General features: G+C 73.5%; 18 protein-coding genes and 1 pseudogene. 7 read left to right on the plus strand and 12 right to left on the minus strand.

Annotated features, from left to right (window positions below; all coding sequences use genetic code 11):
• Positions 1-31 precede the first annotated feature (31 nt).
• The 3 genes from ACH47X_RS02955 (at position 32) to ACH47X_RS02965 (ending at position 4,095) form a co-directional block, all read left to right on the plus strand.
• Entirely contained in the window at positions 32-667 is a 636-nt protein-coding gene (locus tag ACH47X_RS02955) for a hypothetical protein (protein WP_397401227.1), read from the plus strand.
• A 90-nt stretch (positions 668-757) separates the two neighbouring features.
• On the plus strand, positions 758-1,858 hold the full coding sequence (locus tag ACH47X_RS02960) for a WxL protein peptidoglycan domain-containing protein (protein WP_397401229.1): 1,101 nt from the start codon (positions 758-760) through the stop codon (positions 1,856-1,858).
• 425 nt (positions 1,859-2,283) lie between these two features.
• On the plus strand, positions 2,284-4,095 hold the full coding sequence (locus ACH47X_RS02965) for an HNH endonuclease (RefSeq protein WP_397401509.1): 1,812 nt from the start codon (positions 2,284-2,286) through the stop codon (positions 4,093-4,095).
• Positions 4,096-4,119: 24 nt separating this feature from the next.
• Here ACH47X_RS02965 and ACH47X_RS02970 read toward each other — a convergent pair whose 3' ends face one another.
• On the minus strand, positions 4,120-4,392 hold the full coding sequence (locus ACH47X_RS02970) for a helix-turn-helix domain-containing protein (protein WP_020016723.1): 273 nt from the start codon (positions 4,390-4,392) through the stop codon (positions 4,120-4,122).
• Between the two features lie 67 nt (positions 4,393-4,459).
• On the opposite strand from ACH47X_RS02970, the gene map reads away from it, so the two are divergent.
• Complete coding sequence (gene map, locus ACH47X_RS02975; protein ID WP_397401231.1) at positions 4,460-5,236, plus strand: type I methionyl aminopeptidase; 777 nt, start codon at positions 4,460-4,462, stop codon at positions 5,234-5,236.
• Here map and ACH47X_RS02980 read toward each other — a convergent pair.
• Entirely contained in the window at positions 5,220-6,284 is a 1,065-nt protein-coding gene (locus ACH47X_RS02980; protein WP_397401233.1) for an acetylesterase, read from the minus strand. The two genes, map and ACH47X_RS02980, sit on opposite strands and share 17 nt — an antisense overlap.
• Positions 6,285-6,367: 83 nt before the next feature.
• On the opposite strand from ACH47X_RS02980, the gene ACH47X_RS02985 reads away from it, so the two are divergent.
• Entirely contained in the window at positions 6,368-7,159 is a 792-nt protein-coding gene (locus ACH47X_RS02985; protein WP_397401235.1) for a DeoR/GlpR family DNA-binding transcription regulator, read from the plus strand.
• A 14-nt stretch (positions 7,160-7,173) separates the two neighbouring features.
• On the opposite strand, the gene ACH47X_RS02990 is transcribed toward ACH47X_RS02985, so the two are convergent.
• The 7 genes and pseudogenes from ACH47X_RS02990 to ACH47X_RS03020 all read right to left on the minus strand — a co-directional run bounded on the left by ACH47X_RS02990 (position 7,174) and on the right by ACH47X_RS03020 (position 17,035).
• Entirely contained in the window at positions 7,174-8,028 is an 855-nt protein-coding gene (locus ACH47X_RS02990; RefSeq protein WP_397401237.1) for a LacI family DNA-binding transcriptional regulator, read from the minus strand.
• Between the two features lie 59 nt (positions 8,029-8,087).
• Positions 8,088-10,379: pseudogene (locus tag ACH47X_RS02995) on the minus strand (FAD-dependent oxidoreductase); the annotation flags it as partial.
• A 52-nt stretch (positions 10,380-10,431) separates the two neighbouring features.
• Positions 10,432-12,279, minus strand: coding sequence for a BNR-4 repeat-containing protein (locus tag ACH47X_RS03000; protein WP_397401239.1), 1,848 nt, complete (start codon positions 12,277-12,279; stop codon positions 10,432-10,434).
• Positions 12,279-13,595 (minus strand): extracellular solute-binding protein, encoded by a 1,317-nt coding sequence (locus ACH47X_RS03005; RefSeq protein WP_397401241.1) that lies wholly within the window; start codon positions 13,593-13,595, stop codon positions 12,279-12,281. Before ACH47X_RS03005 ends, ACH47X_RS03000 begins: the two co-directional genes overlap by 1 nt.
• Before the next feature lie 80 nt (positions 13,596-13,675).
• On the minus strand, positions 13,676-14,602 hold the full coding sequence (locus ACH47X_RS03010) for a carbohydrate ABC transporter permease (RefSeq protein WP_397401243.1): 927 nt from the start codon (positions 14,600-14,602) through the stop codon (positions 13,676-13,678).
• Complete coding sequence (locus ACH47X_RS03015; protein ID WP_397401245.1) at positions 14,599-15,525, minus strand: carbohydrate ABC transporter permease; 927 nt, start codon at positions 15,523-15,525, stop codon at positions 14,599-14,601. The genes ACH47X_RS03010 and ACH47X_RS03015 overlap by 4 nt, the downstream gene beginning before the upstream one ends.
• Positions 15,526-15,739: 214 nt before the next feature.
• Positions 15,740-17,035, minus strand: coding sequence for a cytochrome P450 (locus ACH47X_RS03020; protein WP_397401247.1), 1,296 nt, complete (start codon positions 17,033-17,035; stop codon positions 15,740-15,742).
• A gap of 176 nt (positions 17,036-17,211) precedes the next feature.
• On the opposite strand from ACH47X_RS03020, the gene ACH47X_RS03025 reads away from it, so the two are divergent.
• Complete coding sequence (locus tag ACH47X_RS03025) at positions 17,212-18,411, plus strand: sulfotransferase family protein (RefSeq protein ID WP_397401249.1); 1,200 nt, start codon at positions 17,212-17,214, stop codon at positions 18,409-18,411.
• On the opposite strand, the gene ACH47X_RS03030 is transcribed toward ACH47X_RS03025, so the two are convergent.
• Positions 18,381-19,304, minus strand: a complete 924-nt coding sequence (locus tag ACH47X_RS03030) for an SDR family oxidoreductase (protein ID WP_397401251.1) — start codon at positions 19,302-19,304, stop codon at positions 18,381-18,383. The two genes, ACH47X_RS03025 and ACH47X_RS03030, sit on opposite strands and share 31 nt — an antisense overlap.
• A gap of 131 nt (positions 19,305-19,435) precedes the next feature.
• Here ACH47X_RS03030 and ACH47X_RS03035 point away from each other — a divergent pair, with 131 nt between their 5' ends.
• Positions 19,436-20,044: a TetR/AcrR family transcriptional regulator gene (locus tag ACH47X_RS03035; RefSeq protein ID WP_397401253.1), complete on the plus strand. Its 609-nt coding sequence runs from the start codon at positions 19,436-19,438 to the stop codon at positions 20,042-20,044.
• Between the two features lie 37 nt (positions 20,045-20,081).
• Here ACH47X_RS03035 and serA read toward each other — a convergent pair whose 3' ends face one another.
• Positions 20,082-21,320, minus strand: coding sequence for a phosphoglycerate dehydrogenase (serA, locus tag ACH47X_RS03040; protein WP_397401255.1), 1,239 nt, complete (start codon positions 21,318-21,320; stop codon positions 20,082-20,084).
• Positions 21,321-21,411: 91 nt separating this feature from the next.
• The gene (locus ACH47X_RS03045; protein WP_397401257.1) at positions 21,412-23,664 is read right to left on the minus strand and encodes a HelD family protein; all 2,253 of its coding nucleotides are present in this window, start codon (positions 23,662-23,664) and stop codon (positions 21,412-21,414) included.
• Positions 23,665-23,714: the final 50 nt, after the last annotated feature.

Here is a 23,714-nt window from a genome sequence, read left to right on the forward strand (position 1 = left end):
CCGAGAACCACCCCGAAAGAGAAGAGACGACATGAACAACCACCGCACCACCCAGCGGATCGCCGCGGCCGCCGCGGGCCTGGCCGTCGCGACGGTCGGGGCGCTCGCGGTCACCGCGACCACGGCCACGGCCGCCGACGGCGACGAGTCCGGTGTCGACCTGTCCGTCAGCATCGAGGACAACACCCCGGGCGCCCTGACGATGTCCGTGGCGCCGAACGACGGCGTCGTCCTTACCGAGGACGGCTCCGACGCCGAGGCGCGCCAGTTCGTCGGCACCCTGCCCACGGTCACCGTGGCCGACACCCGGGACGCCGAGGAGATCCCCGAGGGCGCATACTGGGCCGTCGTCGGCCAGGCGAGCGAGTTCACGGCCGAGGGCCGCGAGCCGATCGGGCCCGAGTACCTGGGCTGGGCGCCGCGCCTGCTGACCCCGTCGCCGTCGGGCGACGTGGCTGCGGGCGAGCCGGTCTCCAGCGTCCTGCCCGACGGGTCGGGCGGCGCCGCCGTCGGCCTGGAGGGGCAGGAGCTGCTCCTGTCCACATGGGCCGCCGGGTCCGAGGCCGGGCCGTGGGACGTGAACGCGGACCTCACGCTGCGCACCCCCGCGGACGTGGCCCCGGGCGACTACAGCTCGGTGCTGACCCTCTCCCTCTTCGAGGGCTGATCCCGTCCGCGGTGTCGGACGCTCAGGTCACCCGGGTGATCTGAGCGTCCGACACGTCTTCTGAAGCGACCGACCCAGGAAGATCCGTGCATGCGCATCCCCACCAAGGCCGCGGCGATCCTCACCCTCGCCGTCCTCGCGCCGGCCGTCTGGTCGGCGCCTGCCCTCGCGGGGCCCGCCCTCGCCGGGCCCGCCCTCGCCGCCGACCACGACAGCCGGGTCACCTGGTCCGTCGTTCCGGCCGACGCCGCGGGGCCGGACGGGCGCCGCGTCGTCGACCTGGAGCTCGCCCCCGGCGAGCGCGCGACCGAGCACGTGGCGGTGACCAACCACTCGGCCGACGAGGTGACGTTCGCCCTGTCGGCCAACGACGGCTACCTGACCGAGCGCGGCAGCTTCGACATGCGGCCCTCCGCCGTCGAACCCGTCGACGGCGGCGCGTGGATCACGGTTCCCGACGAGGTGGTGGTGGGGCCGGGGGAGACCGAGGTGGTGCCCGTCGAGGTGGCAGTGCCCGAGGGCGCCCTGCCCGGCGACCACCCGGCCGGTGTCGCGGCGTCGGTGCGCTCGGGCGGCGAGATGCAGGTGGAGTCGCGGGTCGGTGTCCGCATGAACCTGCGGGTCCCGGGGGAAGTGGTCGCCGCTCTGGACGCCGAGCTGCTCGGGGTGTCGTTCACGCACGGGCCGAGCCTTTTCGAGCCGGGGTCGCTCGTGATGCGGTACGCCGTCGTCAACGGCGGGAGCGTCGCGCTGGACACCACCGCGCGGGTCGGCGCGCACAGCAGGTTCGGCGGGCCGGATGCGTCCGCGCCGCAGGGGGAGGCGCTGGAGGTGCTGCCCGGTGGGCGGCGTGAGGTCAGCGTCGAGGTGCCCGGGGTCTGGCCGCTCGGGCCGTTCGGCGTGGAGGCGGTGATCAGTGCGGTCGTGGTCGACGGGGCTGGGAGGCTGGCTGGTGGGGCCGGTGGGGCTGGTGAGGCTGGTGAGGCCGACGATGTGCCTGCGCCCGCCGACGTCACGCTCACTGACACGGCGTGGGCGCTGCCGCTGCTGCACGTCCTGGTGCTGCTCGCGCTGGTGCTGGCGGGCTGGGCGGCGCGCCGGGCGCTGCGCGCGCGCCGGGCGCGACTGGACCGGCTCATCGAGCGGGCCCGTGCGGAGGGGCGGGCGGAAGTGCTCGCCGGGCGAGGCTGAGGGCGCCGCCCCGGCGTTCCAGGGGTTCCCGTCCCTACGACGAGCATCGGGCGTGTCCTGTCGGGCGTAGCCCTGCGGACCGGCAAGCACATGCGGGTCGTGGCCGCTGCTCGTCCACAGGGTGCGCGGCCGGATTCTGCTATCGGCAGACGGGGCCGGTTCGGCGAGCGGTACGAACGTGTGTGCCATATGTTGGTGGTATGACGCGAACCGGTGAGGTGCCAGATCGAGCAGGCGGGGAGGCTGCTCGATCGGTGCTGCCCGGGACAGGGTCGAGACTGCCGTCCGGGTTGCTGCCCGGGAACGAGTCGGGACTGCCTGATGGGTCGGTGCTGCCCAGTCGTGCCGCGACGTCCGGTGCGGCCGCGACTGGCGGGGCCGTCGATATCGCGGCGGTGCGGGCCGTGCGGCGGGCCCTGGCAGAGATGATCCTGCCGGGTGCCACTGACACTCCTGCCAGCGTGCCCGGAGTGGTGCAGGCGCAGTGGGTGGACCTGCTCGGTGAACTCGAGGCCGTGAAGAACGCGGTCACCGCGACCCAGGCCCGGCTGGCGGTCGCCCTGGACGAGGCGACCCGCGCCGAGGAGGCCCGGCAGAGCATCCGCGCCGAGCGGCGTGGCCGTGGTGTGCCCAACCAGATCGGCGCGGCGCTACGGGTCAGTCCGCACGCCGGGGCCGGGTTCGTTTCCACGTCCCGCGTCTGGGTCACCCAGATGCGCCACACCTTTACCGCGTTGCAGACCGGGGTGCTGTCCCAATGGCGGGCCACCCTGTTGGTGCGGGAGACGTCCCACCTGTCCGTGGAGCACCGGGCGCTGATCGACGAGGAGATCTGCGGACCCACCCACGTAGCCGAGCTGTCCCGGATGAGCACCCGACGCCTGGTCGCCCGGATCAAGGAGTTGGCCGCCCGGCTCGACGTGCACGCCTGCGTGAACCGCAACGCCAAGGCCGTGACGGAGCGGCGGGTCTCGATCCGCCCGGCACCCGACCTGATGGTCTACCTCACCGCGCTGGTGCCGATGGCCCAAGGAGTGCAGGCCTACGCCCAGCTCAAGACAACCGCGGAGGCTGCGAAGGCCATGGGTGACGGGCGTGGGGTGGGTCAGATCATGGCCGACACCCTCATCGAACGTGTCACCACCCGTGAACCCGGGCAGGCAAATGATGTGCCGGTGACGATCAACCTGCTGGTCTCCGACGACACCCTCCTGGCCGCTGGTGGCCAACCGGCCATCGTGGTCGAGGGTGCCCCGGCCGGTGTGGGCGTGGTCCCGGCACCGGTGGCCCGCAACCTTGCCGCGCACGCGATCGACACCGACACCGCGTGGCTGCGGTCGATCTACGTCAACCCCCACGGCCGGCTACTGGCCACGACGTCCACGTCCCGGTTCCACCCACCGGGGTTGGCGAGCCTGCTGCGGGCCCGCGAACAAGGGATCTGCGCCACCGTCTGGTGTGACGCGCCGATCCGGCACACCGACCACATCACCCCACACGCCGAGGGCGGCCCGACCAGCCTCGACAACGGCCAGGGCCTCTGTGCCAGGTGCAATCACGCAAAGCAGGCCCCGGGCTGGTCGCAGAAGACCACCCAGCTCGATGGTCGGCATGCGGTCGAGACGGTCACCCCCACAGGGCACACCTATGTCTCGGTCGCGCCCACACCACCGGCCCCAGCAAGGACCAGCGGCACGACACCGGGCCGGGACACGGCACCCGCGCGTGACGCGTCCGCCCTTCCTGGCGCGCCCTCGGTGCGTGCCACTGCCTCAGCGCGTGAGGTAGCACCGATCACGGGCACTGACGGGCTCGGCAACGCGTCGGCAGACCGGCCGGCACCCGTCGCAGATGCCGAGACGCCCGGTGACGCGCCCGCGACCGCAGTATCGGGACCGGCCCTCGACCCCGACCAGGCCGAGACCCCCGCAACGGCAGCTCTCGCGCCAGCGACAGGCGGGCCCGACCACGTTCCGGACGCCTCGCCAACCCGCGACCGGACCGCGACCCCAACCTGGACCCCGGCCGTCGGCATGACCGGCCCCACGCCCGGTCGCATCCCACGCAGCCGCTACTCGATCGGCTGCCAGACCGCACCGGCCCACGGCCCGATCCCGTACCGGCCGAGCCCACCGCCCCGCCAACCACACACGGAACACCCGCCGGCCGGTCGGCCACCTGGTAGAGCCCGCGCCCGGGTGCGTCGACCCGACCTCTCCTGGGTGCACCCCCTCTGACGCACCGCGGGCGGGGTCGACCAGCTAGGAGACCAGCCGGTCCCGTGCGCCCTCGGGCCGGCTGATCTCGGCCCACACCTCGTCGAGGGACAGGCCCAGCACCCCTGCGATCGCCGCGATCGTCGAGAACGCGGGCGTGGCCACGCGACCCGACTCGATCTTGCGCAGGGTCTCGGGGGAGACGCGGGCGTCGAGCGCGGTCTCCAGCATCGAACGGTCCCCGCGCGCGCGGCGCAGGAGGGCGCCGAGGCGCTGTCCGCGCTCGACGTCGGCGGGGGTGAGCGGCAGCCTGACCATGACGCCGATTCTAATACCGGTATAACATTGCCGGGATAGTTATTGGTAGGCGTACGAAGGGCACCCCATGATCGAGATCCTGAACCCCACCGAGCTGGCCCGCGCCAGGGAGACGGGAGCCCTCGTCGGCGGCTTCCTGCGGACGCTGCGCGACCGCGCCACGGTGGGCACCAATCTCCTGGACATCGACCGCTGGACCCGGGACCTGATAGCCGACGCCGGGGCGCAGTCCTGCTACGTCGACTACGCGCCGTCGTTCGGCCGGGGGCCGTTCGGGCACTACGTCTGCACCGCGGTGAACGACGCCGTGCTCCACGGCAGGCCCTACGACTACACCCTGGCCGACGGCGACCTGCTCACCCTCGACCTCGCCGTCTCCCTGGACGGGATCGCCGCCGACTCCGCGGTCAGCTTCGTCGTGGGCGATCCCGGGCCCGAGGCCGCCGAGAGCCATGCACTGATCGAGGCGACCGAGCGCGCGCTCGCCGCCGGGATCGCCGCCGCCGGCCCCGGGGCTCGCATCGGCGACCTCTCGCACGCCATCGGCTCCGTGCTCGGCGCGGCGGGGTACCCGATCAACACCGAGTTCGGCGGGCACGGCATCGGCTCGACCATGCACCAGGACCCGCACGTCTCGAACACGGGGCGGCCGGGCCGGGGCTACCGGCTACGCCCCGGGCTGCTGCTGGCACTCGAACCGTGGGTCATGACCGACACCGACGAGCTCGTCGTCGACGCCGACGGCTGGACGCTGCGCAGCGCGACCGGCTGCCGCACCGCGCACAGCGAGCACACCATCGCCGTCACGGACGACGGGGCCGAGATCCTCACCCTGCCGAGGTAGGGGCGGCTGCCGCGGCGACACAGGCCCCGATGTGCGCCCGCGTCGCCGCGAACGCCGTCGCCAGCTCGCGGGCCATCCCCGGGTACTCCGCGTGCCCGGCGGAGTGCACCGCGAGCTCCAGGCGGGCACCCGAGCCCGCCGACGACGCCCGCGACACCCCGGCCGCGACCGCGAACTGGCCCGGCGGCGGCACGTGCACGTCCCAGGCGGCGCACTCGACGCGGGTCGGGACCCGCAGGTGCGTGGCCGCCACCGACGCGTCGTGGAACGCGAGCACCGCGCGGGCCTCGGGGTGCTCGGCCACGTGGTGACGCACCGCCTCGCCGCTCCCGGTGCACGGCATGCGCAGGCGGAGGTCGTGCTGCCCGAACGTCGGCACCTCCAGCGTGGCGCCGACGAACCGGTCGTCCCACGGCACGGCCAGCGCGCCGATGCCGCCGCCGAAGCTCGTGCCCACGAAGTACAGGGGCAGGCTGCCGAGGGCGGCGTCGCGCCGGGCCAGCACGTCCAGGAGGGCGGATGCCGCGTGCCACAGGTCCACGGCGCTGCGGCCCACGGTGTAGGTCTCGACCGACCCGAGGCCGTGCAGCACGTGCCGCGCGCTCGTGTCCGGGGCGCCCACGCCCGCGTTGAGCGTCCCGAGCCCCCGCGCCACGGGGAAGACGACGGCGGCGTCGCGCGGCACCCGCTCGAAGCTCGGCGCGTCCCGGCCGCCGTACCCGTGGCTGTGCACCACTCCTACCCGCGGCTCGACGCCGACGGGCAGCGCCACCCAGGCGCGCAGCCGCAGGCCGCCGTCGGCCGTGAACGTGACGACGGAGACGTCGTGCGCGCCCTGGCGCACGGCGGGCCCGGCCACCACGGCGGGTGCGACGTCGCGCGCCGCCGCGTGCCAGGAGCGCCACAGGTCGGCGAAGCCGTCCGGCTCGGCGGCCGGCTCCACGCCGAGCAGGGCGTCCCGGTCGTACCCGTAGGTGCCGTCGATCAGGCTGCCGGGGAACCAGCGGTCGTACGGGCTCGGCAGGCCGGCGGGCGCGGTGGGGGTCACGTCGAACTCCTCGGGCAGGGCGCGGTTCGACGGCGCGGCGCGTGGCTCGTGGCACACTGAGCCGGTCGTCGAAAGGGGTAGGTGTGCTGGTCGCCGAGCGCAGGGCGCGGATCGTCGAGGAGGTCGCCCGGCGCGGCGCCGCGAGCATCGCGGAACTCGCCGACGAGCTCGGGGTGAGCGCCATGACGGTGCGCCGCGACATCGACGTGCTCGCCGACCACGGCAAGCTCGACAAGGTGCGCGGCGGCGCCACGGCACGGCAGGGCGAGACGACGCGGCAGGACCGCACCTTCGTGACGCGCATGCACCACCAGGTCGAGCAGAAGCGCGCGATCGCGCGGCACGCCGCGGCCTGGGTCGAGCCCGGCATGGCGGTGGGCCTGTCCGGCGGCACGACGGCGTGGGTGCTGGCCCAGGAGCTGCGGGACGTGCCGGAGCTCACCGTGGTGACCAACTCCCTGCCGGTCGCCGAGGTGTTCCGCCGCCCCGACCGGTCCGACGAGCCGTACACCCAGTCCGTGGTGCTGACCGGCGGCGTCCGGACGCCGTCCGACTCCCTGGTGGGCCCCGTCGCGGTGCGCTCGCTGGAGCACCTGCACCTGGACATCGCGTTCCTCGGCGCCCACGGCATCGACCTGCAGGCCGGCCTGACCACGCCGAACCTCCTGGAGGCCGAGACCGACCGCGCCCTGCTCGCCGCCGGCGGCCGGGCGGTCGTGCTCGCCGACCACTCCAAGTGGGGCGTCGTCGGGCTGACCACCGTGGTGGACCTGCGCGACGTGGAGCGGCTGGTGGTCGACGACGGCCTGGACGCGGCGGCGCGCGCGACCCTGGCGGACCAGGTCGGCGAGCTCGTCGTCGTGCCGGAGGACTGACCCGAGGGCCGGACTCACCGGGCCGTGCTGGCCCGGGGCACCACGCGCGCCCCGACCACCACGTGCTCCACGGGCAGGTTGCCGCCGGGCGGGGTGGCGATCTGCCGCTCCAGCTCGCTCAGCGCGCGCTCGACCAGGGCCTCCTTGTCCGGGGCGACCGAGGTCAGAGCGGGCACCGTGAACCGTGCGCCGCGCACGTCGTCGATGCCCACCACGGCCACGTCGTCGGGCACACGCCGCCCGCCGGCCTGCAGCGCGACCAGCGCGCCGAACGCCACCGAGTCGTTCGCGCAGACCAGGCCGTCGAACGCGACCCCGCGCCGCACCAGGTCCGCGACCGCGCGCAGGCCCTCGTCGGGCGTGAACGCGTCGACCTGCGCCACCAGGTCCGGGTCCTGGGTGAGCCCCAGGGCCGCCACGGCGTCCCGGTAGCCGGTGTACCGCCGGTCGGCGGCGTCGGACGGGCGCGCGTCCCGGGTGCCGACGTACGCCACCCGGGCGCAGCCGACCTGGGCCAGGTGCTCCGTCGCGGCGTACGACGCGGCCCGGTTGTCGATGGTGACGTGCGTGAACGGGCTGACCAGGATGTGCTCGCCCAGCAGCACGAGCGGCCCGGGCGTGGCGCGCCGCGTCAGGTCAGCCACCGACAGCGCGCGCGGGATGTGGATCAGCCCGTCCGTCGGGGGCAGGCCGATGCCGTTGGCGACGTTCACCTCGCGCTCGTGGTCGCCGGCGGTCTGCTGGATGAGCACGGACAGGCCGCGCTGGTCCGCGCGCCGCACCAGCAGCGCCGTCAGCTCGGCGAAGTACGGCTCCTCCAGGTCCGGCACGGCGAGCGCCACGATCCCGGTGCGCTCTTTCCTGTGCACGACCGACAGCGTAGTGGTGCCCGCCCGGCGGCGGGGGGCCGACGACACGACGGGCGGCATCATCGCTCCTGGACCCGGAACGCGACCACGCGGGCCTGCTCGGCGCCGTTGGTGGCGGCCACCACGAGACGCGCGGAGCGGACGGCGCCCACGTCGTCGGGCAGCGGGTGCACGCGCAGCCGCTGCCGGTTGTCGGTGACGGCCGCGACGGTGACCCACTCCTGGTCGCCGACCGGCAGCACCTCGACCCGGTAGTCCCGGACCAGCGTGGGCAGCACCTCGTGCGGGGTGCGGTGGTGGTGCAGCGTGTTCAGCTCGACGTCGAGGTCGTCGTCGAGCACGACCCGCACCTCGCCGGGGGTGACGGGCTCGTCCCAGTCGAGGCGCAGCCACTCGTCGCGCCCGGGGGTCAGCGGCGCCGAGGCCCACATGTTCGGCCCGCCGTGGTTGCGGTGGTACCCGCCGGTGGCGCGTTCGGGCGCCAGGGCGCGGGTCTCCGGCGCGGACCGGAAGACGACCGACCGGCCGCGCAGCGGCTTGGTGGGCCACTGCACGAGCAGCTCGTCGGTGCTGATCTGCACGTTCTGGTCGTCGCTGTCGACACGGTGCACCAGGGTGAGCACCCCGGGCGGGAGGGCGGCGGTGGTGTGCACGGCGAGGTCGGGGTTGGCGCGCAGCACCACCAAGGCGTTCTGCGGTGTGTCCGGGGCGAACGGCACGTGGGCCGTGACCCAGCGGTGGTCGCCGGCGGGCACGACGACGTCGGTCGCGGCCTCCAGGTGTGCGGGCACCACGTTCTGCTTCTTGCCGGTGGAGTACACCTCCACGCGCAGTGTCGTGTCGCTCCGGGCGGAGACCAGCAGGTCCACGCTGTCCAGCCGCGGGTGGACGGGCAGCGCGATGCCGAGGTCGACGTCGAGGTCGTGCACGTCGAAGTCGTCGTAGGGGTCGCCGGTCGCGGCGGCCACGGGGGCCGCGACGGTGGTCGCGGTGCTGGACGCGGTGACGCGGGCCCGGCGGGCCAGGTCGCGCTCGTCGGTGTTCGCGACGCCGACCAGGGGAGCGTCCCAGGCGAGGAGCGTCTGGCGCAGCTCGTCCAGGTGGTCGGTGTACACGCCGCGCGGGGTGGTGCCGTGCTCGACGCACAGTGCCGCCGCGGTGCCCGCGGCCTGGCCCATGGCGCCGCACGTGGCCATGACGCGCGCCGCGCCGAACGCGATGTGCGTGGCCGAGACGTCGCGGCCTGCGAACAGCATGTTCTCCACGTTGACGGAGTACAGGGACCGGTAGGGGATCTCGAAGACGCCGTCGGAGAAGCGCTGCAGGGCCCCGGCCCCGGTGGCGTACATGCCCTGCGCGGGGTGCAGGTCGATGGACCAGCCGCCGAACGCGACGCCGTCGGCGAACTCGGTCTGGCCCACGATGTCGCCCTGGTGCAGCGTGTAGTCGCCGACGAACCGGCGGTACTCGCGCTTGCCGGGCACGTTGCCGATCCACTCCAGGGTCAGGTTGTCGGCGTCGAACGTGCCGGAGTTCTTGATGTGGTCCCAGATGCCGAGGATGACGCCGCGCAGCTCGTCGCGGATCCGTTCGTTGTCGTCGACCGTGTCGAGCTCGCCGCCCCACTCGATCCACCAGTAGTGCGCGCCGGAGTCGCCGCTGCGGATGATGCGGTGCTCGGGGATGGGGGTGCCCGAGATGTCGATGGCGCTCTCGGGCGCCACGTACTTCACGGGGTGCCCCAGGTCCTTCGTGTAGAACAGCAGCGTCGAGCCCAGGAACTCGCGCACCGCCTCCGGCGGCGCCCACTCCTCGCCGAACTCGGCGTGGCTCTCCTTGCCCAGCCGGTACCGCGCCCCGGCGAGGTGGCCCACGAGCCCGTCGCCGGTGCAGTCCAGGAAGACCGGCGCGGTGAACGTGGTCAGGATCTCCGACGCCATGGTCCAGCCGGTCACCGACTCGATGCGCCGGGCGTCGTCGGGCCCCGTGGCGCGCACCTCGCGGACGTCGGTGTTCAGGAAGAGCCGGATGTTCTGCTCGCGGCGCACGGTGTCCAGCACGACGTCGTCCCAGTAGACCGGGTTGCCCTCGGGGTTGCGGTACTGGTTCTCCACGTACATCTCGCCGATGATCCCGGTCTCCCGGGCCCACCGCTGGTTGCCGTGCGCGGTCGCCCCGCACACCCACACCCGCACCTCGGACGACGAGTTGCCGCCGAGCACCGGCCGGTTGTTGATCAGCACGACCTGCCGGCCCATCCGGGCGGCCGCGACGGCGGCACAGACGCCGGCGAGGCCCCCTCCGACGACGACGATGTCGGCTTCTACCGTCTGGGTGCGCATGTTCTCCTTGTTTCCTTGGTGCTGGTGGGTGTGCGGGGCGGGCGTGCGGGGCGGAGCGGGACTAGCCGTCGACGGCGAGGGCCTCGACCTCGTAGACCCGCGCGACGTCGGTGGCCGACGCCGACGGGTCGGTGACCAGCAGCCGCACCTGGTCGGCCGTGGCGGCGGGGAACGTGAGCGTGACCGTGCCCTGCGTGTTGCCGCTGACCTGGCCCACCGGGACCCAGCCGTCGGCCGTGTGCAGCTCGACGGAGAAGGCGCGCAGCACGTCGGCCGTGCCGGTGGCCTTGCTGTAGCCGCTGCGCACGCGGACCGTGTCGACGGCGGTGGGCGTGCCCCAGTCGGCCGTGAGCACCGGCTGGGCGTCGTCCAGGGCGGAGATCCAGCGGCTGGCGTCCGTGCAGGAGCCGTCGACCGCGAGCTCGCCGCCGGTGTCGGCGCGCAGCGTCGAGGACACGGTGACGTCCGCGCCCCGGGCCACGTTGATCCTCGTGGCCTCGCCGCGCAGGTCCGCCACGAGCTGGGCCGCGGTGGTGCCGTCCGGTGTACCGCCCGTGCGGGGGAGCGCGGCGTGGAAGAGCTGCCCGGCGCTCGGCACCGTGACGTAGAGCTGGTCCGTGCCGGTCGGCGCCGTCACCGCGCTCAGCCGCTGGGCGCCCGCCCGCGGCTCGCCCACGGTGCCGAACCGCCACGTGCTCTCGCCGCGCACCCGCTCGGCCCGCACGACGGCGCTCTGCTGGCCCGTCACGCAGGAGGTGGTCTCCACCACCGCGTACACCCGCGTGGTGGCACCGGCCGACGTCGTCTCGATGGCCGCCGACGTCTCGACGCCCGGGCCGAGGCCGGCCAGGTCGAGCACGGTCTCGCGCTGCCAGGCGGCTCCGTCCCAGCGGGCGTACCGGACGTCGTAGCCGTCGAACGCCGTGACGCCCTCGGTGCGGAACCGGTAGGCGATGCCGTCCAGCGTGTCACCGTGCACGGCGAGCTTCGCGGTCTGCAGCGCGGGCCAGTACGAGCCGATCTCCTCGCCCGCGGTGTACGGCTGGTAGATCACCGCGCCCGGCGTCGACGGCGTGATCGGGGTCGCGAGCGCGGAGCCCGTCACGTCCCGGAACGAGCCGTCGGCCGGGTCGTACACGGCGTACGAGCCCAGGTGCCGCGACGGGTCGGCGGGCCAGGGCCCCCACTCCCACAGCACGTGCACGCGCCCGTCCGTGCCGACCTTGAGGTCGTCCGGGTAGAAGGAGTGCGCAGGCGCGTCGGCGACCACCGCGACGCGCGACCACCTGCCGGCCGAGGTGTCGAAGCGGTACAGGTTGCCCGTCCGGGCCTGGCGCTGGTCCGCGCCGGCGCGGGCCATGACGTAGACGTCGCCGTCCGTGCCGCGGGCGGTCACGGGGTAGGTGATGGCGAGGTCCTGGTCGGGCATCTGCGCCGAGACGTCCACGAGCGAGGTGACGTCGCCCGGCGTGGTGGTGCGGAAGTAGTTCCACTGCTCGTGGTGCATGGAGACGAAGGCGTGCACGTGGCCGGCGCCGTCCACCACGATCGAGGGCTGGTTGTGGCCGTTGTCGTCCGCGAACGTGGCGCACGAGCCGTCGGCGAACCGCAGGCAGCCGTCGGTCCAGTCGCCGTCCGCCCCGCGTGCGGCCACGTGCACCTCGTGCGTCGCGGCCGTGGGGCCGGGCGCGTTGTAGGCGACATAGGTGACGCCGCCGACGACGTCGAGCGGCTTCCACCAGCCCGCCTGGTTGGACGAGTCGACGGTGAAGGGCAGCTGGTCGACCTGCGCGGCGTTCCGGGCCGCGGGCGCCGCGGCGGCCGACACGGGCAGGGCGGCGCCGATGGTCACTGCCGCCGCGAGGGCGGCCGTGACGGCGCGGGAGCCGGGGTTGTGGGGCCGGCGCATCAGTCGACCAGCTTCTGTGCTGCCGCGCCGGCCTTCTCCATGGCGGCCTTCGGCTCCGCGCTGCCCACCAGCACCGCCTGGACCTGCTCGGCGATGACGGTCTCGATCTGGGCGTACTGCGGGTAGACCCAGAACGGGTTGGTGGTGGCCGTGGCGGTGATCCGCTCGGCGAACTGTGCGCCGAACGCGTCGTCCGCCACCTCCGGCAGCGCCAGCGCCGACTCGGTGGCCGGCGGCAGGCCGCGCGCCGCGAAGTACTGCTTGGCGACCTCGACGTCCGACGTCATCCACTTCGCGAAGTCGGCGGCTGTCTCCGCGCCGTCCCCCTGGACGACCGCGAGGGCGCCGCCCCAGACCAGGGCGCGGGGCATGTCGCCGGCCGCGAGCACGGGGCGGGACCACGCCGTGAGCTTGTCCGCCAGCTTCTTGTCGGGCGACTCGCTCACGACGGCGTCGCGGCCGACGATCGCGTCGTCGTAGATCGCGGCGCGGCCCTGCGCGAACAGCGACCGCGCGTCGAACCGGTCGACGTCGGCCGCGATGAGGCCCTGGTCGTAGAGCGACTTGTACCAGGTGACGGCCTCGACGCTCGCGTCGTCGCCGATGGTGACCTTGCCGCCGTCGAGCAGCGGGCTGCCGAAGGTCTCCATCCAGATCAGCACGTCCTTGAGCTGCGCCGCCTTGGTGGACGCCGCGTACGGCACCACGCCGCCGCCGAGCTTTTTGAGGTCCTTGAGCGCGGCCTCGAACTCGTCGATCGTCGCGGGCGCGTCGCCGATCCCGGCCTGCTCCAGCAGGCCCGAGTTGGCGATGAGGCCGATCGCGCCGATGTTCCACGGCAGCCCGTACTGCACGCCGTCGAACTGCGACGCCGTGAGCCCCGCCTGCGTGTAGTCCGCGCCCTGCGCGAGCGGGCCGAGGTCCTGCAGCTTGCCCAGCGCGGCCAGCGAGCCGAGCCACGCGACGTCCACGTGCACGGCGCCCGTGACCTGGCCGCCCTTGACCTGCAGCGTGAGCTGGCTGATGTACTCGTTGTACGGGTAGGACACCTCCCGGACCTTGACGTCGTTGGCGTCCGCGTACTGGCCGAGCAACTCACGGATCGCCGGGGCGGCCGTCTCCTCGGTCAGCGACCAGGACGCGAAGCTGAAGTCGGTCCTGGCCCCGGCGGCCGCGGTGCTCGCGGCCTGCGGCGCGGCGGGGCCGGCCTCGGGCACACAGGCAGCCAGCGTGAGCGTGCCGGCGCCGAGGCCGAGCAGCTGCAGCAGGCGACGGCGGGACAGGGGGGTGGTGTCGAGGGCGGGGAAGGCAGGCATGGGAATCCTCCACGATGAGGGTCGGGCTTACGGGGACTGCGGGGGTGCGGCGGGTGGCGGCGGGTGGCCGCCCCGCGCCGTCAGCCCTTGACGGCGCCGGCGGTGAGGCCGCCGACCAGGTACTTCTGCAGGGCGATGAAGGCGATGGCCACCGGGAGCGAGACCACCAGCGAGGCGGCCATGAGCTCGGGCCAGGCGGTGGACGCCTCGCCCACGAACGTGTTCACGAGGCCGGGCGGCAGGGTCTGCTTCTCGGGGCCGGCGAGCGTGAGGGCGAAGATGAAGTCGTTCCAGCCGCGCACGAAGGCGAACAGCCCGGCGGCGATGAGGCCCGGGGCCGACAGCGGCAGCACGATCGCGTGGATGATCCGCAGCCGCGAGGCACCGTCCACGCGAGCCGCCTCGATGAGCTCGTCGGGGATAGTGTCGAAGAACCCCTTGAGCATCCACACGCACAGCGGCAGCGTGAACGTGGTGAAGCTCAGCACCAGCGCGGTGTAGGTGTTCAGCAGGCCGTACGCGCTGAACAGCGAGTACAGCGTCACCAGCAGGAGCGCCTGCGGGAACATCTGCGAGGCCAGCACGAAGTACATGAGCGACCGGCGCCCGCGGTAGCGGAACTTGGAGAACGAGTAGCCCATGTACGCCGAGACCAGCACGGACAGCACGGCGGTGAGCACCGAGACCAGCAGGCTGTTGCGCAGGTAGACGAACAGCTGCTCGTTGCCGGCCAGGGCGGCGAACGCGTCGAGCGTCGGCGCGGCGGGGAACAGCCGGGGCGGGTAGGCGAAGACCTGCTCGCGCGGCGTGAGCGCGGTGGCGAGCAGCCAGTAGACCGGCAGCAGGGCGAACCCGCCGCAGACCACCACGGCGGCCCAGGCGGAGATCCGCACCCCGCGGCGCTCGGAGCGCAGCGCGCCACGGCGCACCCTGCGGACCGGGGCGGGGGAGTCCGGCAAGGCCGGCGGACGGTGGGCGGGCGTGCGGGTCGGCGTCAGTGCGCTCACTTGCCCTCTCCCTTCTCGGAGAAGCGGATGTACACGACGACGAGGCCCATCAGGAGGACCATCCAGAGCAGGCCGAGCGCACCGGCGCGCCCGAGGTCGAACCCGTGGAAGGCGGTCTCGTAGACGGCGGTCGCGAACGTCTGCGTGGCGCCGGCCGGGCCGCCCCCGGTGAGGACGTAGATGATGTCGAAGTGCTGGAAGTTCCAGATGAGCTCCAGCAGCAGCACCAGGCCGACGATGCCCTTGACCTGGGGCAGCGTGATCGAGAAGAAACGGCGGACCGTGCCGGCGCCGTCCATCTCCGCGGCCTCGTGCAGCTCGCGGGGCACCGTCTGCAGGCCGGCCAGGAGCATGACCATCATCCAGGGGAAGGACTGCCAGGTCTTGGCCACCACGACCGCCGTCATGGCGGTGCCGGGCTGCGCGAGCCAGGCCACGGGCCCGTCGATCAGGCCGAGCGTCTCCAGGAGCGCGTTCAGCACGCCGTAGTTGGCGTTGAAGATCCACATCCACAGGAACGAGACGACGACGCCGGGCACGAGCCAGGGGATGAGCATGAGGCCGCGCAGCACCTTGGCGCCGCGGATGCGGGTGTTCAGGGCGAGGGCCAGGGCGAAGCCGATGACGAACGGGAAGACCGTCGTGCCGACCGTGAAGACCAGGGTCTGCCCCAGCAGCCGGGGGAAGTCGCCGGTCAGGACGTCGACGATGTTCGCCAGGCCCACGAACGTGCGGCCCGGGACGACCAGGCTCTGCTCGAAGAACGCCGTCACGAGCGCCGCGACGAGCGGGTAGAGCACCACGCCGAGCAGCAGGGCGCCACCGGGCAGGAGCAGGAGCAGGGCGAACTGACCGTCGGTGAGCCGCCGCGGTGGCGAATGTGAATTAGTGTGCTGAAGAGTTTCAAAATGTGAAGCTGACATCGCTGATGTTCCTCGTCGTCGAGGGCGGGCGGCTGGTGCGACCGCAACAATGGCCGATGCTGTGCGGTTCTGTCAATCAGGGGTCCGGAGTGTGTCACGTGTCGAGCGGGCAGGGTTAACAGAAGATCACACAATGAATCATGAAATGAGCGCAAAGAAGGAGCCCGCCGCGCCGACCAGGGTCGGGTGCGACGGGCTGACCTGCGGGTCTGCGCTAGTACGCCGGCGGCGCCGTCGTCGGGAACAGGGGCCGGGGCGGTGCCTGCTCGCGTGGCGACGGGAAGGTGACCGGCAGGCGCGCCGGGAACCGCATCCACGGGCTGGTGGCCCACTCGACCTTGTCCGGGTCGCCGTCGAGCGTGACCTGGAGGCGCTGCAGCAGCTCGGCGACCGCGATCCGCGAGACCACACGGCCCAGGCGCGGCGCGGGGCAGCGGTGGGCGCCGGCGCCGAACGACAGGTAGGCGCGGTTGCCGACGGTGTCCCACGGGTCGTCGGACTGGACAAGCGGGTCATGGTTGGCGGCGTGCACGGCCACGACCACCGGGTCGCCGCGCTGGATCAGCTTCCCGTCGATCACGGTGTCGCGCACCGCGAACCGCGGCATGAGGTTCGGGTTGGTCGTGGAGCGCCACAGCACCTCGTCGAGCGCGTCGTCGATGTGGAGCCGGCCGCCCGAGATGCGGTGCGAGAACCGGGGGTCGCTCAGCACCAGCACGAGGGTCTGGGCGATCCACGCCATGAGCGCCTCGGTCGCGGCGGCGGTGATCGCCGTCAGGGTCTGGGCCCGCTCCAGGTCGTGCTCGAAGTTGTCGTGCACCGACAGCACCCCGGCGATGTCCCGGGTGCCGCGCTCGCGGCTGTAGGCGATGTGCCCCGTGACGATCTCCCGGAGCTCGTCGGTCAGGGCGCGGGCGTCGGCCCCCGCCTCGAAGATCGCCCGGGTGATCTCCTGGAGGCGCTGCGCCTGCGTGGGCTCCAGGCCGTCCAGCTCGGACAGCACCAGGAACGGGACCACTGCGGCGTACTCGGCGACCAGGTCTGCCCGGCCGCGGTCCTCGAAGCGGTCGATGAGCATGCCGCACAACCGCCGCGAGATGGCGCCGGCGCGGGCCTCGTCGATCTGCTCCAGCGCGTCGTCGACCGGCGGGCGCAGGCGGGCGTGCTTGGGGCCGTCGGCGTCGGCCAGGGTGGGCTTGGGGGTCTTGGCGAGCACCAGGTGCAGCGTCGAGGTGGGGCCGAGCAGGCCCGCGCCGTGCCCGTTCCAGATCGACGGGTCCTTGATGAAGGTGCGGTCGTCGCGCAGCATGCCCACCGCCGCGGAGTGCCCCAGCACCAGCCAGGCGGGGACGCCCGGCTCCAGGTCGACCGGGGCGATCGAGCCCCACCGCGTCCGCAGCCGCTCGTACACCGCGTTCGCGTCGGCGGCCGACGTGGTCTCCGCCAGCAGCGTGCGTGCGGTCGTGTCGCCCAGCCGCAGTGCTGGGCCCGACGGCGGTGATGCGGTCACGTTTCCCCTCTCGTGGGCGGCCCGGCCCGGGTCGTGGTGACACCGGGCACAGGCCCTCGCTCGGGATGCTAACCGCGAGCGGACCGGCATTGCCAGTAGCAATGCCGCAGGTCACGATCAGGTCCGCCGCCCCAGGTCGCTTGTCGCCGCCCGGCCGGATGGGCAGGATGTGCCCTATGCCCCAGGCCACCCCGCTGCTTCGACTTCTCAACGTGCTGCTCGCCCCCGGGCTGCGCACCCGCAAGGACCCGGACGCCGTCTTCGAGCGCCTGCTCGCCGACGCCCAGAGCGGCCGCGTCGCGCTCGGCGACGACGAGCTCGCGGCGCTGGACGGGCTGCGCCTGCTCCTGGCCGACCATGCCGCCAACCCCGACCTGAGCGGCATGGGCTGGTCGAGCACGCAGAGCCAGATCCGGACCCGCCTGACCAACCGCGCGATCGTCCGCGACGTCCAGGCGAGCCGCCCCGAGGTGCGGGACGAGCCGGTGACGGCGCCCGTGTTCGTCGTCGGGCTGCCGCGCACCGGCACGACGCTGACGTACAACCTGATCGCCCGGCATCCCGGCAACCGCGGCCCCAAGCTGTGGGAGATGGACAACCTGGGCCTGCCGCGCCCGCAGGCGGAGCGCGAGAAGCTGATCGCGCAGGCGCGCAAGCGCTACGCGACGGTGGCCAGGCTGAGCCCCGTGTGGGGGCACCTGCACCCGCTGGTCGCCGACAGCGAGGAGGAGGACTTCATGCTGCGCGCCCACACCGAGATGTACGCGACGTGGGGCCCCGCGCCGCGCTATCTCGACTGGGTGGCGAACGCCGACCTCACCGAGGACTACCGGTTCCTGCGCAACGCGCTGCAGGTCATGGCCGCGGGCGAGGCCCCGGAGCGCTGGGTGCTCAAGCACCCCATGGACCTGTGGCGCATGCCGGAGATCCTGGCGGCGTTCCCGGGGGCGCGCTTCGTCTGGACGCACCGCGCGCCGGCCGCCACGGTCGCGTCCGGCTGCTCCATGGCCGAGGCGACGCAGGTCATGTACATCAAGCCCGGTCGCATCGACCTGGAGCGCATCGGCCAGGAGTGGCTGGACATCTCGGCCCGCGGCGTGGAGCGCGCCGTCGCCCTGCGCGAGCAGCTGCCCGACGACGCCGTGATCGACGTCGTCTATGACGACCTGATGAAGGACCCCGAGACCGTGGTGCACGGCCTGTTCGAGAACCTGGGCCTGGAGTGGGGCGCGACGGACGACGCGAACCTGGCCGCGGCCCTCGACCGCAGCGGCCACCGCCCGCACGCGTACTCGCTGGAGCGCTACGGCCTGGACGAGGCGCAGGTGGCCGAGGCGTTCTCGGCCTACAGGATCCCGGCCTCCGTCCTCGGCTGACCGGCGGTCATGAAGGCGGCGACGCCCATGTCGGAGCTCACGGCGCGGGCGGCGTCGTCCGCCGCGCGGGCGGCGGACTCGACGGCCTGGCGCTGGGCCTCGGGGGCGACGACGACGTGCCAGGGCCGGGTGCCGCCGGGCAGCTCGACGAGCGCGGCGATGGTGTCGGCAACCGCCCGGGGGTCCTCCGGCATCGCCGTCTGGCGTTCGGTCAGCTCTGTGACGAAGCGCCCCATGCCCTCGCCGTAGGCGGACAGCCGGGCCGTGTCCGCGGGCGAGACGGCGTTGTTCCCGATGCTGGTGGGGTAGGGCGCGGGCTCGACGAGGACCGACTCGACGCCGAACGGCGCGAGCTCGTGGCGCCACGCCTCCGTGAGGCTGCCGAGCGCTGCCTTGCTCGCGGCGTACAGGCCGCTGTACGGGAGGGTCACCCGGCCCGAGATCGAGCCGATCTGGACGAGTGCCCCGTGGCCCTGCTCCCGGAGGTGGGGGAGGGCCGCCCGGTTCACCCGGAGCGCGCCGAGCACGTTGACGTCGAGCTGGCGCGCCGCCTCGTCGGCGGAGAACGCCTCGAGCGGCCCGGGGAAGATCGAGCCCGCGTTGTTGACGACGACGTCGAGCCGCCCCGCCGTCCGGAGCACCGTGTCGACCGCGCGGTCGGCGGAGGCCTGGTCCGTCACGTCGAGCTCGACGACCCGCAGCTCGAGCCGCTCGTCCGCGGCGAGCGTCGTCAGCTCGGCGGAGGCCCGTTCGTTCCGGTCGTGGACGCCGCGCAGCGCGGCGAACACCTGGTGGCCGCGCCGGGCCAGGGACTCCACGGTCAGCCGGCCGAAACCGGAGCTCGCCCCGGTCACCAGCACCACGCGCGGCTCAGCAGTGGTCATGTCGTTCATCAGCATCTCCATCACTCAAATGGGGCGGCACCCCGCTTAGGTTCAAGATATGGAGGGGCACCCCGTTTGTCAACGAGCCGCCCGGCTACGATGAGGAGGAAAACTCGCCTCGACCACTGGTTGGAGCTCGTGTGACAGAGATCTCGGCCGCCCCGGCGGCACCGGCGCGACCGCTGCGTGCGGACGCCCGGCGCAACTACGACCGCATCCTGGCGGCCGCCGGGGCCGAGGTGGCGCGGTCCGGGGCGAACGCGTCGCTCGAGGAGATCGCCCGGCAGGCAGGCGTCGGTTCCGCCACCCTGCACCGCCACTTCCCGACCCGGCAGGCGCTGCTCGAGGAGGTCTTCCACGACCGTGTCGAGGCGCTGTGCGTCCAGGCCCGGGAGCTCGCGGCGGGCGACGACCCGGGTGAGGCCCTCGTGACCTGGCTGCGAGCGGTGGCCGTCTACGGCGCGACCACGCGCGGTCTCGCTGCTTCGCTGATGATGGGCCCGCCCCACCCGCCGTCGGGTGCGGGCTGCGGGTCGATGCTGCTCGACGCCGGCGGCGAGCTGCTGCGGCGCGCCCAGGGCGCCGGTGCGGTGCGGCCCGAGACCACGATGGTCGACCTGCTGACCCTCGTCAACGCCGTGTCGCTGGTCACCGAGGGGGCCGCCGACGCGGCGGACGAGGCCGTCCGGCTCGTCTCCCTCGCGATCGACGGGGTCCGGCCGCTGCCCGTCTCCGGGCCGGCGGCCTGACCGGTGCCGGTGGGACCACCGGCGCCGGCCGCGGGGATCAGCGGGCCGCCGGTCCCGGCGGGAACTCGGGGCGCTCGAAGGCGTCGCGGATCCGCAGGCGGATCGTCGCGTCCAGCGCCTGGAGCTTCTTGGACGCACCCCGCTCGGTCACGTCCGAGATGTCGGTGACCACGTAGCCGATGTCGCCGCGCGTGGCGAGCATCTGGCCCTCGATGTTGGCGCCGTGGTCCGCGAAGATCTGGTTCACGGTGGCCAGCACGCCCGGCACGTTGCGGTGCAGCAGCTTGATGCGGCCCACGCCCGTGTGCTCGAGCTGGAGGTTCGGCAGGTTGACGCTGAGCATCGTCGACCCGGTCGTCACGTAGTCGCTGAGCTTCTTGGCCACGAACTGGCCGATCGCCTCCTGCGCCTCCTCGGTGGAGCCGCCCACGTGCGGCGTGAGGATCACGTTCGGCAGGCCGCGCAGCACCGACTCGAAGGCGTCGCCGCGCTTCTTGGGCTCCTCCGGGAAGACGTCGACGGCGGCGCCCGACAGGTGTCCGGAGGTGATGCGCTCCGCCAGCGCGTCGACGTCGACCACGAACCCGCGGCACAGGTTGAGGAAGATCGCGCCCGGCTTCATGCGGGCGAACTGCTTCTCGCCGAACAGGCCGGCGTTCCCGGAGCGGCCGTCCACGTGCAGCGTGACGATGTCCGCGGTCTCCAGGAGCTCGTCCAGGGTCTCGACGCGGCGCGCGTTGCCGAGCGCCAGCTTCTCGGCGGTGTCGAAGAAGATGACCGACATGCCGAGGTTCTCGGCGAGCACGGAGAGCTGCGAGCCGATGTTGCCGTAGCCCACGATGCCGAGGGTACGGCCGCGCACCTCGTGCGAGCCGTCCGCCGACTTGTCCCACACACCGGAGTGCAGGGCGCGGTCGCGCTCGGTCATGCGGCGGGTCAGGGAGATGATCTCCGCGATCGCCAGCTCCACCACGGAGCGCGTGTTGGAGAACGGCGCGTTGAACACCGCGACGCCGCGGTGGGCGGCCGCCGTCAGGTTGATCTGGTTGGTGCCGATGCTGAAGGCACCCACGCCGACCAGGCTGTCGGACTCGGCCAGCACCCGCGCGGTCACCTCGGTCTTGGACCGGATCCCGAGGAGCTGCACACCGTCGAGGGCGGCGATCAGCTCGTCCTCGTCGAGGGCTCCCTTCCGGTAGTCGACCTCGTACCCGGCCGACTCGAGGATCGGGACGGAGGTGGGGTGGACGTTCTCGAGGAGAAGGGCTCGCTGCACGCACCCATGGTGCGCCAGGGTGCGGGCGAGCGACAAACGGATGGGGGCCACGTCCCGCCTGCTGGGACGGCAGGTGGACGGGGCCCCGCGGTCAGAACCCCTCGGGCAGGTCGCGGGCGTGCAGCACCACGAGGCGCTGCGTCGGCCGGGTCATCGCCACGTAGAGGTCGCTGGTGCCCCCGGCGCCCTCCGCGATCGCGGCGGGCTCCACCAGCACGACGGCGTCGAACTCCAGGCCCTTGGTCTCGCGCGGGCTGAGCACGGTCACCTGCGCGTCCTCGGGACGCTGGGCCGCGAGCCGGCCGGCCTCCTCGGCGCCGACGGCGTCGGCCAGCGCCCCGGCCACTGCGTCGGCCAGCCGCGCCACGTGGGCCGGCGGCGCGACGACGGCCACGCGGCCGGCGTCGGGCCCCACGAATTCCTTGACCAGGCCGACGGCCGCGGTGACCACGGCGTCGTCCGGCACCGCCTCCGGCCCCGGCGCGGTGCGGACCGCGTCGAGGGAGCCCTCGACGTCGCGCGCCGCCCGCAGGTCGGAGACCGGCAGCCAGGCCGCCCGCGCGACCCGCTGGGCGGTGTCGGCCACGGTGGCCGGCGTGCGGTAGGAGACGGTGAGCTCGGCGAGCCGCCAGCCGTCGCGCAGCAGCGGCGTGAGCATGCGGTCCCAGCTGCGGGCACCGGCCGCCGACGAGGTCTGGGCGACGTCGCCGACGATGGTCATCGAGCGCGTCGGCACCCGGCGCACCAGCGCCCGCCAGGCCATCGGGGACAGCTCCTGCGCCTCGTCGACCACCACGTGGCCGTAGGTCCAGGACCGGTCGGCGGCGGCGCGCTCCGCCGTCGTGAGCGACGGGCCGGTCGCGGCGAAGCGGGAGGCGAGCGTCTCGGCGTCGACCAGGCCGCCGCCCGCGCCCGTGGCGGAGAGCACGTTGCGCGCGTACTCGAGCTCCTGGGCCCGCTCGGCCTCGCGGAGCTGGGCCTCGGCCCGCGCCAGGGAGTCGTCCTCGCCCAGCAGCTCGTACGCCTCGTCCAGGATCGGTACGTCCGACTCGGTCCACGGCGCGCCCGGGTCGCGGGCCAGCAGGCGCCGCTCGCGCTCGGACAGCTCCGGCGCGGCCTCGGCCAGCCGGTGCGGCTTGGCGTACAGGTCGGAGACGAGCCGCTCCGGCGTGATCGGCAGCCAGGCGATGTTGAGCGCCACGCGGACGTCGCGGTCGGAGCGCAGGTCCTCGACCACGGAGGCGCGGTCCTCGGCCGACAGCGGCGCGCCGTCGAAGTCGCGGTACTGGTCGGCCAGCCGCCCGAGCATGTCGCGCACGAACGACGCGCGCGCCAGGTTGTGCGGCTTGTGCGTGCGGCGGGCGCGGGCGATCGCGTCGGCGACGTCGCGGGGGTGGATCACGAAGTCGTGCCCCTCGACCCGCACCTCGACCGGGTGCCGCGGCACGCGCTCGCGCGCCCGCACGGCCCGGCGGATCACCTTGCGCCACAGCAGCAGGCCCTTGAGCCGGGCCACCTGGCCCTCGTCGACCCCGGTCGCCCGGACCCCCGGCAGCAGGCTGCCGATCGTGGTGGACACCACGCCGGTCTCGCCGAGGGAGGGCAGCACCTGGTCGATGTACCGCAGGAAGGCGCTGGAGGGGCCCACGACCAGCACGCCGGAGCGCTCCAGCAGGCGCCGGTGCGCGTACAAGAGGTAGGCGGCGCGGTGCAGCGCGACCGCGGTCTTGCCCGTGCCCGGCCCGCCCTGGACCACGAGCGCCCCGGTCAGGTCGGAGCGGATGATGCGGTCCTGCTCGGCCTGGATGGTCGCGACGATGTCCGTCATCCGGCCCGTACGGCCCTGGGCCATCGCCGCCAGCAGCGCGCCCTCGCCGGACAGCGCGTCGGCGTCGATCTCGGCATCGAGGTCCAGGACCTCGTCCTCCAGGCCGGTCACCGCGCGGCCCTTGGTCACCAGGTGCCGACGCCGCCGGACGTCGCCCGGGTGCAGCGCCGTGGCCCGGTAGAACGCCTCCGCGGCCGGCGCGCGCCAGTCGGTGAGCATCGAGCGGTGCTCGGCGTCCGTCAGGCCGATGCGTCCCACGTACCTCGTCGCACCGTCGGACAGGTCCAGCCGGCCGAAGACGAGGCGGTCCTCGACCGCGTCGAGCTGCGCGGCCCGGTCCTCGTACATGGTCGCGAACGCGTCGCGCTCGCTGCGGTTCTGGTGCGTCCCGGAGGCGCCCTCCAGGCGCACGTTCCGTAGCCGGTTCGCGGTGGTGCCGCGCAGGGTGTCCAAGCGGACGTACATCGTGTCGACGACTGCTTGCTCGTGGGCCAGCTCGCCCGCGATTCCCGTCACGCCCTACCTCCGTGTTTCACCAGCGAGCCTCCGACTTCCACCCGCGAGTT

This window comes from Promicromonospora kroppenstedtii, assembly GCF_044389675.1.
Classification (GTDB): domain Bacteria; phylum Actinomycetota; class Actinomycetes; order Actinomycetales; family Cellulomonadaceae; genus Promicromonospora; species Promicromonospora kroppenstedtii.